The following is a 12,578-nucleotide window of genomic DNA, read 5'->3' as shown; positions in this document are numbered from 1 at the left end:
ACGCGAGCAAAGAGCGAATGGTCAAAGCGAGCCCCCGCGAGTCGGCAACTGCCCCCGGTTCACCATGTCGAGGCGAAGGGGGCCTTTTGACGGCGAGCGAAGCGAATTCGTCCGCGATGTCAATGCGCGGCACAGTCATCCGTCAGGATTGGGCGAGCTGGCTTTCCTTGGCGACGCGCTCGAAAGCTTCAGTCGAACTCTTGATGCGGTACTGGCAGTCGTCGCCATCCGTCGGAAGCAGGCGGATGATCTCGTATGAGCCACTCGCAGCCGGGCGCGCGACGTTGCTGGCAGTGAACAGTACGCGCGTTCCCACGGGGAATTTATGCTTCAACGCCCATCTCCATGACTCAAACAGCGCCGGCCGTGCCCAGGGTCCCACTGCGACGGACCGGCTGAAAACCCGGTGTGACATATAGCACGCGATGCGGCGTTTTGGCCAGCGGTATACAGGCATGGCAAATAGGCCGATCCGGCAGTATTTTCAGGACGATAGTGCGGGAACCGGTGAGTGGAGGATACCGCTGGAACCCGCTCCCTCAGGCGGTGTGGGGCAGATGACCCTCCGGGCTTGCCTGGTCCACGGCCTTGGGCAGTTCCTGGGCCAGAATCTGGCCGAGCTGGTCGACCGGGATGTTGTAGCGTGCCGCGAGCTGGCGAACGGTTTCGTTGCCGAGCACCGCACGGAGCTGGTCGGCCGAGATCGGCAGGTTCTGGCCATTGCCGAGCCAGGACTTGACCTGGTCACCGAAGCCGGACTGCTGGAGCTTGGCGACGATTGCGCTGAGGCCGCCCTGATTGTTGCTGCCGAGCACCTCGTTCAGCACGGCGGGCAAGACCGCGGCGCCGAGCTGACCGAGCGCGCTCCGAAGCGCGGGGTTGTTTTCCAGCGAGTCCAGGATTCCCATGACCGTGCCCTCTCCCAAGCGGTCTTTCCACCGCGATTGAGCGCCGCCAGCCTGCACACCGTCAAGCGGCGCCCGATCACATTCGCGGGTTAGACGTTCTCGAACCTCTCGATGACGAGCGTTTCGGCGATGCCGTCGCGAGTCCATTCCTGGAACGCCGGCAGCGCCATCATCGTGTCCATGTAGGCCCTGGTCTCCGGCGTGACCTCGATCGCGTAGGTGCGGAAACGGTGCACGACCGGGGCGTACATCGCATCCGCCGCACCGAAGCGGCCGAACAGGAACGGTCCCTTGGCACCGTAGCGCGCCCGGCACTCCCGCCAGATCTCCTGCACACGCGCGACGTTGGCCTTGGCATCCGCCGACAGCGTCACGGCGCCCACGGGGCGGTGCAGGTTCATGCCGCATTCGTTGCGCAAGGCCATGAAGCCGGAATGCATCTCGGCGCACACCGAACGGGCGTGCGCGCGGGCGGCGACATCGTCGGGCCACAGCTTCACGTCCGGGTAGCGCTCGGCGATGTACTCGATGATGCTGAGCGAATCCCACACCGTGATGTCGCCGTCGACCAGCACCGGCACCTTGCCGGCACGGCTGAAGGACAGGATCTGATCCTTGTCCGCGGGATTATCCGTGTAGAGCGGAATGACGGTCTCGACGAACGGGATGTCATTGGCGCGCAGTGCGAGCCATGGCCGCATCGACCATGACGAGTAATTTTTGTTTCCGATCGCGAGCTTGAGCGCTGCCATGTCGCTGGTCCTTCCCTGAGTCCCCTGGATGCGGCTGCTTTTAGCGCCATCGCCTGCCGCCAATCAATCGTTGCCGCACCCGGCCGCGCATGGCAATCGTTGCGATCTTCGCGAGGAGTTAGACATGAGCAGGCATTGGGTCGACATCACGGCGGTCGGCTTCTTCATCATCGAATGGCTGGTCTATGCCCTCACGCTGGAGCACTCGGCCTATGGCCGCGACAGCCTGTCGGCGCGCATGAACCGCTATCGCGAGGTCTGGGTGCGCCGCCTGCTCGACCGCGACACCCGGATGGTCGACATGCAGATCATGGCCTCGCTCCAGAACGGCACCGCCTTCTTCGCCTCCACCAGCCTGTTCGCGCTCGGCGGCGCGCTGGCGCTGCTGCACGCCACCAACGACGCCATCACCATCCTCGCCAAGCTCCCGATCGACCTCAGCACCTCGCCCGCAATGTGGGAGTTGAAATGCGTCGGCCTGGTGCTGATCTGCGTCTACGCCTTCTTCAAATTCGCCTGGGCCTATCGCCTGTTCAATTATGTCGCGATCCTGTTCGGCGGCATGCCGCCGGCCGACCGGCGCGACACGCCCGAGGCCGAGGCCCACGTCATCCGCACCTCGCGCCTGTTCGAATCCGCCGGCCGCCACTTCAACCGCGGCCAGCGCGCCTTCTTCTTCGCACTCGGCTATCTCGGCTGGTTCGTCAGCCCCTGGGTGCTGTTCGTGACCACGGCGGCGGTGGTGGTCGTGACCTGGCGAAGGCAGTTCGCGTCCAGTGCCTGGGCGGCGATGGCGCCGGAGGAGGTGGACGGCGATGGGGGGCCGAGGCGCGGTCATTGATCCCGGCTCTCTCCACGTCGTCATTGCGAGCGCCTTGTCCGCCATAGCTCGAAGAGCGACGGCGGAAGCGAAGCAATCCAAAATCTTTCCGCAGCGGCAGTCTGGATTGCTTCGCTATGCTTCCGATGACGACACGACTGGCTCCGTCACTTCCTGCGCATCGTCCCGGACCGGCAATCGAATCTGGCCACAGGCCGATCCATCTGCCAGAGCTCCACGTCGTGACCGTCGACGAGTCTCTCCGCGGAGCTGATCGCAGCTTCGTCGTCGATGCAATCCATGTGGATCATTCTGATGGGACGATCGTGTAGTCCCACGATCAATGCACGGTAAGCGGACATTTTGGCCTCCAGGCAAGGCGCGATAGCAAGCGCGGGCCGGAAGAATGGCGCTGCCGGCATTTGAATGCGATGGGGAGTGCATCGTCTGTTTATAAGTGCGGCGTAAGTTGCCGGCAGCGCTCGGCCGAGGCCGATCCTATGCCGATCCTATGCAATCGCGATCGCGCCAATCTCGAAATCATACGGCATCCAGCACCATATCCGCTCCGTCGCGCAAGCTCGCGCGGCGTAGCGAACTGGTGAAATGATGTCGAATTCAGGGGTTAGCGACAGGATCATCGATCCGATGATGGCCATCGCGAACTGCTCGACGCGGCAACGCATCGTCGTGGTCGGCGCAAAGAGCATGGAATTGATGATGGAGCTGCACCGTCGCGGATATCTGCTGGCGGCGGCGGCAGGTAATTGCGGCCTCCCGGCCGGTCAATATGAAGTCGCGCTCGTGGATTGGCGGCGACGCACGCTTCACACACTCGATGCGACAGTGGATTGGCTCGACGATTTCCTGAGCCCCCGCGCCGTGCTGGTCATCTGGCTCGACGCGCAGAAGGCAGCCGCGAAGGAAGCATTGCGTGCCGCGGTGACGAAGCGCGGCTTCGTGGTCCTGCAAGGCGCCGACCATCCCTGCGGCAGCGTGCTTCTGGCGCGCCGTTCGGAGGCCATCGCCCTTCGGCAGGCCGCGTGAACATCCGCCGAAACTCATGGATTTGATCCGATGCCAAAATCGAATATTCGACGCACCGTCATTCGCGCGTGGATGGCTCTCGCACCGGCGCAGCGACGCTCCGCCGAGCAGGCCGGCGCGTTTGCACGGCACACCATCGAAAGACATAGCCTGCCACGCAGCCGGAGAACGCCGCACGCCGTGATCATGGCGTGGTTGAAGCCGCGAACCGGGAGGCCTTAGCTCGCAGGATGGATGGAGTGGAGCGAGCCGCCTACCCTCCGCCAAAATCCCGCGGCGAGAACGGCAGGTCCAAGATCTTCCATTCGTCGTACTTGTCGGCCGGCAGCATCTTGTAGGGCTGGCAGGCCTGGAGCGCTGCGGTCGCGGACTTCACGATGGCCACGCCCTTCGCGGATGGCGGAGCTTCGATCAGGATCGGCGGGCGCGCCAGCGTGCCGTCGGTGGCGAACACCGTGCGCAGCTTGATGTTGACGTTGTCGGTCGGGTCGACCCCGGCCGACAGTTTGGCGCAGCTCTTCAGGTGGCGACGCAGCGCGGCGATGACTTCGGGTGGCAGCTTGGCTGCGATTGAATCCTTGGCATCGCCGCCATCGTCCTTGGGGGCGTCTTTCGGCAGCTCCAGCGGCAATTCCGGCGGCAGGCCCAGCATGACGCCGTACTTGACCGTCACGTCAGGCTCCGGCGCCTGATAGGCCGGCGGCGCGGCCTGTGGCTGCTGCATCGCTTGTGGCAGCGGCTGTTGCGACGGCGGCTGCGGCATCGTCTGGGGCGGCGGTTGTTGCTGGGGTTGCGGAGGCGGCTGTTGCGACGGCTGCGGCTGTTGAGGCTGCGGCTGCACATTGGCCTCCCGCTGCTTCGGTGCCTCAGAGGGCTGCGGCTGTTTCTGCTGCGGTTCAGGCGAGGCCTGCGGTGACGGTGACGGCGACGGCGCCGCGGCCTGCTGCTTGGTCGCAGGCTTCGGCGCGGCTTCCGCCTTGTCCTTGTCGGTGAAATCCAGTTTCGGCAGTTTCAGGTCCGGCAGCGGCTCCGGCGGCTTCTCTTTCGCCTGCTCCTGAGCCTTCTCCTCGGCCTTGGCCTCCTCCTGCTTCACCTGCTCCGGCGTGACGATGTCCACCGAAACAGTCTCGGGCGCCGCGGCGTGAAACGGATGGACTTCGCTGATCAGGATGATCAGCGCCACCAGCGTCAGATGCGCGACCGCCGACGCTGCAATGTCCGTCCGTATGATCTTCCGCAGTTCCATCGATCGATCTTGGGTTGCCACGCCGGTCCTAGCATACAGCGGCCCCCTCTCAATCCCATTTTGGCGCGAAGCCGAAATCGGTCAGGCGGCCCTTGGGATTTGCCAGCGCGGCGATCTGGGCCATCTCGTCGTCCGAGAGCTCGAAATCGAAAATATCGATGTTTTCCGACAGACGTTCGACGCGCGAGGTGCGGGGGATCGCGGCGACATTCTGTTGCACCAGCCAGCGCAGGCAGATTTGTGCCGGCGTCTTGCGATGCGCGCGGCCGAGCCCAGCGAGCGTCTGGTCGGCCTTGACGCGGCCCTTGGCGATCGGGCTGTAGGCGACCAGCGCGAGGCCATGCTGGTCGCAGGTTGCCCTCACCTTCGTCTGGTCGAGATAAGGATGATATTCGACCTGGTTGCAGACGAGCGGCTCCGGCGACAGCGCCACCGCCTGCTCGATCAGCGCCACGGTGAAATTGGAAACGCCGATGTGGCGGGTCAGGCCCATGCGCTTGGCATGCGATAGCGCACCCAGCGTCTCCTCCAGCGGCACGTGCGAATTGGGCCAGTGCAACAGCAGGAGATCGACGGAGGAGAGCCGCATCCGGGCGAGGCTCTCCTTGACCGAGCGTTCGAGATCATGGGGCGCGAAATGGTTGGTCCAGACCTTTGTCGTGAGGAAGATGTCATCGCGGCGCACGCCGGAGCCGCGCAGGCCGTCGCCGACCTCGCGCTCATTGTCGTAGACCTGCGCAGTGTCGATGTGGCGATAGCCGAGCCGCAGCGCCTGCTCGACCACGCGGCCGCAAGCGCGCCCGCTCAGCTCCCAGGTCCCGAGCCCGAGCGCCGGTATCCTTGCGCCATTGGCCTCGACGAACAGCATGAGGAATCCTCTCTGTTGCGATCGCCTCAAAACATCATCCGAGCGCCATTATGGACCCGGCCCGTGACACTGCCAACGGACGACGCCGGCGCCGGACCGGATATTCAGGGCAATGCTAACGGCAGGTTCGCGCCCGGCCTTGAAGTCAGGCCTTGGCGAGCGCCTGGAACACGGTGTCCGGCGCATGCGCGATCACCGCGAGCAGCGCGCGGGCGGGTCCCCGCGGGGCGCGCTTGCCCTGCTCCCAGTTGCGGATCGTCTCGACGGGCACGCCGAGCTTGGCGGCGAATTCCATCTGGGTGAGGCAGGCGCGGCGGCGCAGAGCGCGCACCGCAAGCGAGCTGGCATCGTCGCCAGCGGCGGCATCGACCGCCGGCTGGATCGGCAACGGCTGGACCGGAAGCGACTGGACCGGAAGCTCTTGCCCATCCCGCAACTCGACGACCCGTCCGTCCGCCTTCAGCCGCAACCGCATGTCCATTCCCCCAAGCACGGGCAATGATGCGGCAAGTCGCTTAAGTTCGGATTAAAGATAGTTGCCGCACTTCCCCTACCTCAACCCGAACCACAGCGTCGCGATGCCGAGGAAGGAGAAGAAGCCGACCACGTCGGTCACTGTCGTGACGAACGTGCCTGACGCGACCGCCGGATCGGCCCTGACACGTTCGAGCGCCATCGGGATCAGGATGCCGCCGAGCGCACCGGCGACGAGGTTGCAGACGATCGCAAGTCCGATGACGATGCCGAGGCCCGGGATCTTGAACCAGGCCACCGCCGCGATGCCCGTGATCAAGGCGAAGGCGAGGCCGTTGACGAGCCCGACCAGGCCTTCGCGCATCACCACGCGCCAGGCGTTGGAGGAGCCGAGCTCGCGCGTCGCAAGCGCGCGCACCGCGACCGTCATGGTCTGGGTCGCGGCATTGCCGCCCTGGCTCGCGACGATCGGCGCCAGCACGGCGAGCGCGACCATCTTCTCGAGCTGCCCCTCGAACAGGCCGAGCACCGAGGATGCAAGAAAGGCGGTGGCGAGATTGACCAGCAGCCAGTTGAACCGCGCCCGCGCAATGGTGAACACGGTGTCGGAGAGTTCTTCGTCGCTGTTGACGCCGCCGAGCGCCTTGAGGTCTTCGTCCGCCTCCTCCTCGATCACGTCGACGACGTCGTCGACGGTGATGACGCCGACCAGGCGATCCTGGGTATCGAGCACCGGTGCCGCGACGAGATTGTACTTGCCGAACATGCGCGCCACCTCCTCCTGGTCCTCCAGGACGGAGACGCGGCGGCGATCCTCGTCGGTCAGCTCGGCAAGCGCTACCGGGCGGCGGGCGCGGAGCAGGACGTCGAGCGAGACCGCACCCTGCCAGTGCTGGTCCTTGTCCACGACGTAGATCTCGTAGAAGCGGTCGGGCAGGTCCGGCGTCTCGCGCATGTAGTCGATCGCCTGGCCGACGGTGAAATCCTGCGGCACCGCGATGAACTCGGTCTGCATCCGGCGGCCGGCGGAATTTTCGGGATAAAGCAGGCTGCGCTCGAGCGCGACGCGCTCCTGCAACGGCAGCTTCTCGAGGATTTCCTCCTGCTCCGCCTCGTCCAGGGTTTCCAGCAGCTCGACCGCGTCGTCGGATTCGAGCTCGCGGACGCCTTCCGCAACGGTCTCCGGCGGCAGCTCCTCGAGGATCTCCTCGCGCACGCCCTCGTCGAGTTCGTTCAGTGCCGAGAAGTCGAAGTCGCGTCCGGTCAGCTCGACCAGGCGAACGCGGTGGTCGGGCGCGAGAGCTCCGATCAGATCGCCGAGATCGGCCTCGTGCAGCTCGGCGACGCAGGCGCGCAGCGCGGCGCTGTCGCCGGCCTCGATCGCATGGGCAATCTCCTCGACGAATTCGTGACGAATTTCGCCGTCTTCATTGCGCATCGGAACGTGGTCGAGTACCGAGGCCTCGGCGGATGGGGCACCGTCCATATGTTCATCCATGGCGCGCCTCGCCGTTTGACAGGTTGGAACGAGTGGTCTGAGCTGACGGTCAGGCAATACCCACAAGCGAACTGCGAGCGCAATGGCAAAGATGCTTCGGCTGAAATGGATGTCGATCTCGGTGGGCGCGGTCTTCGCGGGCCTCATCGGCATCGCCGCTTCGGAGGCCGCGGACTGCCCGCGCAAGGACGCGCTCGGCACCTCGCGCGTTCTGAGCGTCGACGCCAAGACCACGCCGCGCGTCGGCCTGAAGAGCTTTCCGCAGACGCTGCCGCTCGCCGATCACGAGGTCGTGCTGACCTTCGACGATGGCCCGCATCCGCCGACGACGTCGAAGGTGCTGGCGGCGCTGGCGCAGGAATGCGTGCGCGCGACCTTCTTCCTGATCGGCCTGCACGCCTCCGAACATCCTGACATGGTCAAGCGCATCGCGCGCGAGGGCCACACCATCGGCCACCACACCTGGTCGCACCCGTTCATGGCGCGGATCCCGTTCGAGAAGGCGAAGAGCGAGATCGACCGCGGCATCGCAGCCGACGAGATGGCGCTCAAAGGCGTGTCGACGACGACGCCCTCGACGCCGTTCTTCCGTTTCCCCTATTTCGAGGGAACGCAAGCGCAGCTCGACCTGCTGCAGTCGCGCGGCATCGTCGTGTTCGGGGCCGACCTCTGGGCCAGCGACTGGAACGAGATGACGCCGGAGCAGGAATTGAAGCTCGTCACCGAGCGCCTCGCCGCCGCCGGCAAGGGCATCATCCTCTTCCACGACCCCAAGGCACGCACGGCCGCGATCATGCCGGCCTTCCTGCGGTACCTCAGGGACAACGGCTATCGCGTCGTTCACGTCGTGCCGACGGGCACGTCACAGAAGAGTGCCGATGCGCATTGATGCCGTAATGTCACGGCGGTGCAAAATGGGGTGATTTGGGCCCTATTAACAGTCTGTTCATGCTACGGCATGCAAGGATGTAGAGGGTATTGCGCCTGAACCGTTTCTGGGCGTCTCCGACCAATTAAGGCGGCAGTCGCGTAAGGAGGCAGACGAGGTTCATGATCGGAAGTAGCGTTGTTGTTCGGACGCGATCGTGGATCGTCCTGTGTCTGGGGCTGTTGGTCGTCGGTTCACCGGCGGCCCTTGCGGCGGACTGTCCCGGCCATCCGGATGCACTCGGGACCTCCCGCACCCTCGTGGTCGATCCGCGCGAGCATCCGCGCATCGGCACCATGCAGTACCGCGAAACGCTGCCGCTGAAAGACCATGAAGTCGTCCTGACCTTCGACGACGGTCCGCTGCCGAAATATTCGAACCAGATCCTCAAGATGCTCGATGACGAGTGCATCAAGGCGACCTTCTTCATCATCGGCGAGCAGGCCAAGGCGAACCCGGAAGGCGTGCGCAAGCTGATTGCCGCGGGCCACACTGTCGGCACGCACAGCATGAACCATCCGCTGACGTTCGACCGGATGCCGCTCGACAAGGCCGAGGCGCAGATCAACGGCGGCATCGAGTGGACCTCGGCCGCGATGACCGATCCGTCCAAGCTCGCGCCGTTCTTCCGCATTCCTGGCCTGATGCGCGCCGAAGGCGTCGAAAACCTCCTGATCTCGCGCGGCATCCAGGTCTGGAGCGCCGACTTCCCCGCCGACGACTGGCGCCACGTGTCGTCCGACCGCGTCTATCAGCTCGCGATCCAGCGGCTGGAGGCCAAGGGCAAGGGCATCCTGCTGCTGCACGACATCCAGCCGCGGACGGTTGCAGCGCTGCCAAAAATCATCCGCGACCTCAAGGCGCGCGGCTATCGCATCGTGCATGTGGTGCCCGCGACCGCCGACCGGCCGGCGACGCCGACCACGCCGGTGGAATGGCTACTGCATCCGCCGACCGAGACCGTGCCGATCGCGCGCTGGCCGTCCGTGCCGAACTTCGTGTTCGCGCAGACCGAGACGCTGCCGGCGCCGTCGCTTGCCGACCTCAACGCGCAGATCGAGCATCAGCCGCTGCTGCCGCGCAAGACCATGGCGCTGGCGAATGTCGCGGCCACCCTGCCCGTGCCAAACCGCGACCTCTTTGCCATCCCCGAGGGCTCGGTCGAGGTCCTGCTGTCGACGACCTTGTCGCGGCGCGCCGCGGCGCGGCTGGCGATGGCAGCCGAGACGCCCCGTGCAACCAAGGGCAAGACCGGCAAGTCGCGCGGACATCGGACCGCGCACACGGCGCCAGCGGGAGCGAAGCACACCGCGCAGGCTACGGGCACCGCCCCCAAGAGCATTGTCCCCAAGAGCACGGCCAAGAGCACCGCCCCCAAGGGCGCGGCACCGAAGAGTGCCGTGACGCATCCGACCCGCGTCGCCAGCCTGAAGAAGCGCGCGCAGTAAGCTCTATTGCCGCATGATGTTGGCGACGCAGAGCAGCACGATCAGCGCCAGGAAGAACAGGTCCATATAGGACTTGAGCTCGCCGTCGCGGCGCAGCCGGGCAACGTCGGCCACCACCTGCTTGCGCGCGTTCGTTGCGCCCGAACCGTCATTGATCGGAGCCTGCAGGCGCTTGGTCTCCGCCTCCAGCTTCTCGATCTTCTGGAAGAAATAGAACGCACGCAGCGTCGAGGCCGCGCGCATGCCGGCATAGACCAGCACCAGGATCGCGAGGATCGCCCGGTTCTGGTATTTCTCCATGAAATTCAGGCTGAAATAGACCATCGCCATGAAGGCGAAGTTCGTCACGAAGCGGTAGACGAAGCTAAGAAAGACCATGCTGGCTCCAGCCCTGAGCGGTGCGACCGGTCTACCCCATCTTTATTTCGACAAAGATACGATCGCCGGCCGCCTTTTAGCCACGCGCCTTCATAATGCAAGCGAGAGTACCGGGGCCTGCGTGTTCCACGTAAACGCGAGGTTGCCAGCTGCGCGATGGAGATTCACCGGAAGCTACGGTACATTGGCACAGCCACCGCATGTGGGGTCTGCCGATGCCGAAGAAGGGAATCACGGGCCACGACGACTGGGTTCTGACCGAGGCCCTGGCGACCGCGCTCGTCGCGCTGGAGCAGCTCGAACCGAAACACCAGCCGAGCGCGCATATGGACGACATCCGCAAGATGCTGGCGAACGGCAAGGAGCCGTCGGCGGTGAGCCTGCACCTCGCCCAGGCCAAATGCCGCCTGTTTCCGGACACGGATCCGCTCGAGATCTACCGGGAATACGGGATCGGCGACGAATACGGCTGAGCGCGTCGCGCCGGTCCTTCGAGCGCGCTGCTGCCTGGAGCTGAGCGGCAGCCGATCGCTACAACGATCATCCACCTCAATGTTCGCGTGAATTTGAGCTGAGCCGCGAAACGACTTGACGACGGCGCCGCCAGCGAATGTAATGTTATAACATTACATATTTGGTCCCAATGCCCGATCCCAAGCGTCGCCGCCCTATCCCCTTGAAAAGGCTCTTCGATCTCCATGCAAAAGCTCCCCGTCACCGTCTTGTCCGGCTTCCTCGGGGCTGGAAAGACAACTTTGCTGAACCACGTCCTGAACAACCGGCACGGCCTGAAGGTGGCGGTGATCGTCAACGACATGAGCGAGGTGAACATCGATGCGGATCTGGTTCGCGATGGCGGTGCGAACCTGTCGCGGACTGACGAGAAGCTCGTCGAGATGACGAACGGCTGCATCTGCTGCACGCTCCGCGACGACCTCCTGAAGGAGGTGCGCGCCCTCGCCGAGAACGGCCGCTTCGATTATCTCCTGATCGAATCCACCGGCATCTCCGAACCGCTGCCGGTTGCGGCGACCTTCGATTTCCGTTCCGAAGACGGCGAAAGCCTCTCCGATGTGGCGCGTCTCGACACCATGGTCACCGTGGTCGACGCCGTGAACCTGCTCAGGGATTATTCGTCTACGGATTTTCTGGAGCAACGTGGCGAAGCGCTGGCGAACGACAAGCGCACGCTGGTCGATCTCCTCGTCGAGCAGATCGAATTTGCCGACGTGATCGTTCTCAACAAGGTCGACGACGCCCGACCTGAGCAGCGCGAGGCGGCACGGAAAATCATCCGCGCACTCAATCCGGACGCGGATTTGATCGAAGCCAACCACAGCCGGGTCGCTTTCGATCGCATTCTCGACACCGGAAAATTCGACTTCGAGCGGGCGCAGCAGCATCCGCTCTGGTTCAAAGAGCTCTACGGCTTTGCCGATCACGTGCCGGAGACCGAGGAATACGGCGTGACCAACTTCGTCTATCGCGCGCGCCGGCCGTTCGATCCGGAAAAGTTCGACAAGTTCGTCAGGGAGCCCTGGCCCGGCGTCATTCGCGCCAAGGGACACTTTTGGCTCGCGACGCGCCCACAATGGCTTGGCGAGATCAGCCAGGCTGGCACGATCACGCGCACGCAGGCCCTTGGTGCGTGGTGGGCGAGCGTGCCGGCGGAACGATGGCCGGATGATCCGTCCTGGCGGAAGCGGTTGCGTGAGAGCTGGAACGAGATCTACGGCGATCGCCGCCAGGAAATCGTGTTCATCGGCACCGGCATGGACGAAGGCTCGCTCTGCGCCCGTCTGGACGCCTGCCTCGTCCCGGGAAAGCCGGCGATGAACGTCACGGAATGGGCGAAGCTCGCAGACCCCTTCCCGGTCTGGCGCCGCGCGGACGAATCTGCGGAACGCAAATGACCAACGTCGTTCGATTCGTTCCGAAATCCGAGCTCGAGCGGCAGCGCCTCATCCGTGAGGCGCGTGCGATCTACGACAGCATATTCCCGCCGGTTACCGTGTGCGGCGGGCCAGCGGATGATCGCTCAGGCCAAAGTGCGCCCGAGGCGGTCGCCGAAAGCCAACCAAGACAACGGTGAGGCTGAAAGTGGCGCGTTTGGAGGGCGATCGCATTTATTGAAATTTCAATGGCTTGCGGAAATGGGCAAAGAGTCTGGGTGGATCTTCAGCTTTTTCCAGTAGGTTGACCGAGCCTCAC

At 64.5% G+C, this 12,578-nt stretch carries 16 protein-coding genes; 7 read left to right on the top strand and 9 right to left on the bottom strand.

What is annotated here, in order from left to right:
* Positions 1–142 precede the first annotated feature (142 nt).
* From AC5ZFO_RS09995 to AC5ZFO_RS09985, 3 genes are all read right to left on the bottom strand, one after another.
* The gene (locus tag AC5ZFO_RS09995) at positions 143–334 is read right to left on the bottom strand and encodes a hypothetical protein (protein WP_014494643.1); all 192 of its coding nucleotides are present in this window, start codon (positions 332–334) and stop codon (positions 143–145) included.
* Positions 335–539: 205 nt separating this feature from the next.
* Positions 540–908, bottom strand: coding sequence for a YidB family protein (locus AC5ZFO_RS09990; RefSeq protein ID WP_282520966.1), 369 nt, complete (start codon positions 906–908; stop codon positions 540–542).
* 89 nt (positions 909–997) lie between these two features.
* Positions 998–1,660 (bottom strand): glutathione S-transferase family protein, encoded by a 663-nt coding sequence (locus AC5ZFO_RS09985; RefSeq protein WP_282520967.1) that lies wholly within the window; start codon positions 1,658–1,660, stop codon positions 998–1,000.
* 124 nt (positions 1,661–1,784) lie between these two features.
* On the opposite strand from AC5ZFO_RS09985, the gene AC5ZFO_RS09980 reads away from it, so the two are divergent.
* The gene (locus AC5ZFO_RS09980; RefSeq protein WP_282520968.1) at positions 1,785–2,501 is read left to right on the top strand and encodes a DUF599 domain-containing protein; all 717 of its coding nucleotides are present in this window, start codon (positions 1,785–1,787) and stop codon (positions 2,499–2,501) included.
* Positions 2,502–2,989: 488 nt separating this feature from the next.
* Here AC5ZFO_RS09980 and AC5ZFO_RS09975 read toward each other — a convergent pair whose 3' ends face one another.
* Positions 2,990–3,139: a hypothetical protein gene (locus tag AC5ZFO_RS09975; RefSeq protein ID WP_282520969.1), complete on the bottom strand. Its 150-nt coding sequence runs from the start codon at positions 3,137–3,139 to the stop codon at positions 2,990–2,992.
* On the opposite strand from AC5ZFO_RS09975, the gene AC5ZFO_RS09970 reads away from it, so the two are divergent.
* Positions 3,129–3,527, top strand: coding sequence for a hypothetical protein (locus AC5ZFO_RS09970; RefSeq protein WP_282520970.1), 399 nt, complete (start codon positions 3,129–3,131; stop codon positions 3,525–3,527). The genes AC5ZFO_RS09975 and AC5ZFO_RS09970 overlap by 11 nt on opposite strands.
* Positions 3,528–3,780: 253 nt before the next feature.
* Here the strand turns inward: AC5ZFO_RS09970 and tolA are convergent, their stop codons facing one another.
* From tolA to mgtE, 4 genes are all read right to left on the bottom strand, one after another.
* Entirely contained in the window at positions 3,781–4,773 is a 993-nt protein-coding gene (gene tolA, locus AC5ZFO_RS09965; RefSeq protein ID WP_496122012.1) for a cell envelope integrity protein TolA, read from the bottom strand.
* A gap of 49 nt (positions 4,774–4,822) precedes the next feature.
* Positions 4,823–5,641 carry an aldo/keto reductase gene (locus AC5ZFO_RS09960; protein ID WP_282520972.1) on the bottom strand — a complete coding sequence of 273 codons (819 nt, stop codon included), beginning with the start codon at positions 5,639–5,641 and terminating at the stop codon, positions 4,823–4,825.
* A 145-nt stretch (positions 5,642–5,786) separates the two neighbouring features.
* Positions 5,787–6,122: a helix-turn-helix domain-containing protein gene (locus AC5ZFO_RS09955; protein WP_282520973.1), complete on the bottom strand. Its 336-nt coding sequence runs from the start codon at positions 6,120–6,122 to the stop codon at positions 5,787–5,789.
* Between the two features lie 69 nt (positions 6,123–6,191).
* A complete protein-coding gene (gene mgtE / locus AC5ZFO_RS09950; protein ID WP_039147656.1) occupies positions 6,192–7,613 on the bottom strand; it encodes a magnesium transporter in 1,422 nt (473 codons plus the stop codon).
* A gap of 82 nt (positions 7,614–7,695) precedes the next feature.
* On the opposite strand from mgtE, the gene AC5ZFO_RS09945 reads away from it, so the two are divergent.
* The gene (locus AC5ZFO_RS09945; RefSeq protein ID WP_282520974.1) at positions 7,696–8,502 is read left to right on the top strand and encodes a polysaccharide deacetylase family protein; all 807 of its coding nucleotides are present in this window, start codon (positions 7,696–7,698) and stop codon (positions 8,500–8,502) included.
* Positions 8,503–8,663: 161 nt separating this feature from the next.
* Positions 8,664–9,989: a polysaccharide deacetylase family protein gene (locus AC5ZFO_RS09940; protein ID WP_282520975.1), complete on the top strand. Its 1,326-nt coding sequence runs from the start codon at positions 8,664–8,666 to the stop codon at positions 9,987–9,989.
* 3 nt (positions 9,990–9,992) lie between these two features.
* Here the strand turns inward: AC5ZFO_RS09940 and AC5ZFO_RS09935 are convergent, their stop codons facing one another.
* Positions 9,993–10,367, bottom strand: a complete 375-nt coding sequence (locus AC5ZFO_RS09935) for a hypothetical protein (RefSeq protein WP_014494631.1) — start codon at positions 10,365–10,367, stop codon at positions 9,993–9,995.
* Positions 10,368–10,582: 215 nt separating this feature from the next.
* On the opposite strand from AC5ZFO_RS09935, the gene AC5ZFO_RS09930 reads away from it, so the two are divergent.
* From AC5ZFO_RS09930 to AC5ZFO_RS09920, 3 genes are all read left to right on the top strand, one after another.
* A complete protein-coding gene (locus AC5ZFO_RS09930; RefSeq protein WP_174770120.1) occupies positions 10,583–10,840 on the top strand; it encodes a hypothetical protein in 258 nt (85 codons plus the stop codon).
* Positions 10,841–11,065: 225 nt separating this feature from the next.
* Positions 11,066–12,280: a zinc metallochaperone GTPase ZigA gene (zigA, locus tag AC5ZFO_RS09925; RefSeq protein WP_282520976.1), complete on the top strand. Its 1,215-nt coding sequence runs from the start codon at positions 11,066–11,068 to the stop codon at positions 12,278–12,280.
* Positions 12,277–12,459 (top strand): hypothetical protein, encoded by a 183-nt coding sequence (locus tag AC5ZFO_RS09920; protein ID WP_282521229.1) that lies wholly within the window; start codon positions 12,277–12,279, stop codon positions 12,457–12,459. Before zigA ends, AC5ZFO_RS09920 begins: the two co-directional genes overlap by 4 nt.
* Positions 12,460–12,578: the final 119 nt, after the last annotated feature.

The organism is Bradyrhizobium sp. Unk1, from assembly GCF_059512345.1.
This window is presented reverse-complemented; position numbering and strand designations above follow the sequence as displayed.

Coding starts and splice junctions, on each gene's coding strand:
- AC5ZFO_RS09985 (WP_282520967.1), bottom strand. CDS start 1,660: ATGGCAGCGCTCAAGCTCGCGATCGGAAACAAAAATTACTCGTCATGG.
- zigA (WP_282520976.1), top strand. CDS start 11,066: ATGCAAAAGCTCCCCGTCACCGTCTTGTCCGGCTTCCTCGGGGCTGGA.
- AC5ZFO_RS09980 (WP_282520968.1), top strand. CDS start 1,785: ATGAGCAGGCATTGGGTCGACATCACGGCGGTCGGCTTCTTCATCATC.
- AC5ZFO_RS09930 (WP_174770120.1), top strand. CDS start 10,583: ATGCCGAAGAAGGGAATCACGGGCCACGACGACTGGGTTCTGACCGAG.
- AC5ZFO_RS09975 (WP_282520969.1), bottom strand. CDS start 3,139: ATGGCCATCATCGGATCGATGATCCTGTCGCTAACCCCTGAATTCGAC.
- AC5ZFO_RS09935 (WP_014494631.1), bottom strand. CDS start 10,367: ATGGTCTTTCTTAGCTTCGTCTACCGCTTCGTGACGAACTTCGCCTTC.
- AC5ZFO_RS09955 (WP_282520973.1), bottom strand. CDS start 6,122: ATGGACATGCGGTTGCGGCTGAAGGCGGACGGACGGGTCGTCGAGTTG.
- AC5ZFO_RS09970 (WP_282520970.1), top strand. CDS start 3,129: ATGATGGCCATCGCGAACTGCTCGACGCGGCAACGCATCGTCGTGGTC.
- AC5ZFO_RS09940 (WP_282520975.1), top strand. CDS start 8,664: ATGATCGGAAGTAGCGTTGTTGTTCGGACGCGATCGTGGATCGTCCTG.
- AC5ZFO_RS09960 (WP_282520972.1), bottom strand. CDS start 5,641: ATGCTGTTCGTCGAGGCCAATGGCGCAAGGATACCGGCGCTCGGGCTC.
- AC5ZFO_RS09945 (WP_282520974.1), top strand. CDS start 7,696: ATGGCAAAGATGCTTCGGCTGAAATGGATGTCGATCTCGGTGGGCGCG.
- tolA (WP_496122012.1), bottom strand. CDS start 4,773: ATGGAACTGCGGAAGATCATACGGACGGACATTGCAGCGTCGGCGGTC.
- AC5ZFO_RS09920 (WP_282521229.1), top strand. CDS start 12,277: ATGACCAACGTCGTTCGATTCGTTCCGAAATCCGAGCTCGAGCGGCAG.
- AC5ZFO_RS09990 (WP_282520966.1), bottom strand. CDS start 908: ATGGGAATCCTGGACTCGCTGGAAAACAACCCCGCGCTTCGGAGCGCG.
- mgtE (WP_039147656.1), bottom strand. CDS start 7,613: ATGGATGAACATATGGACGGTGCCCCATCCGCCGAGGCCTCGGTACTC.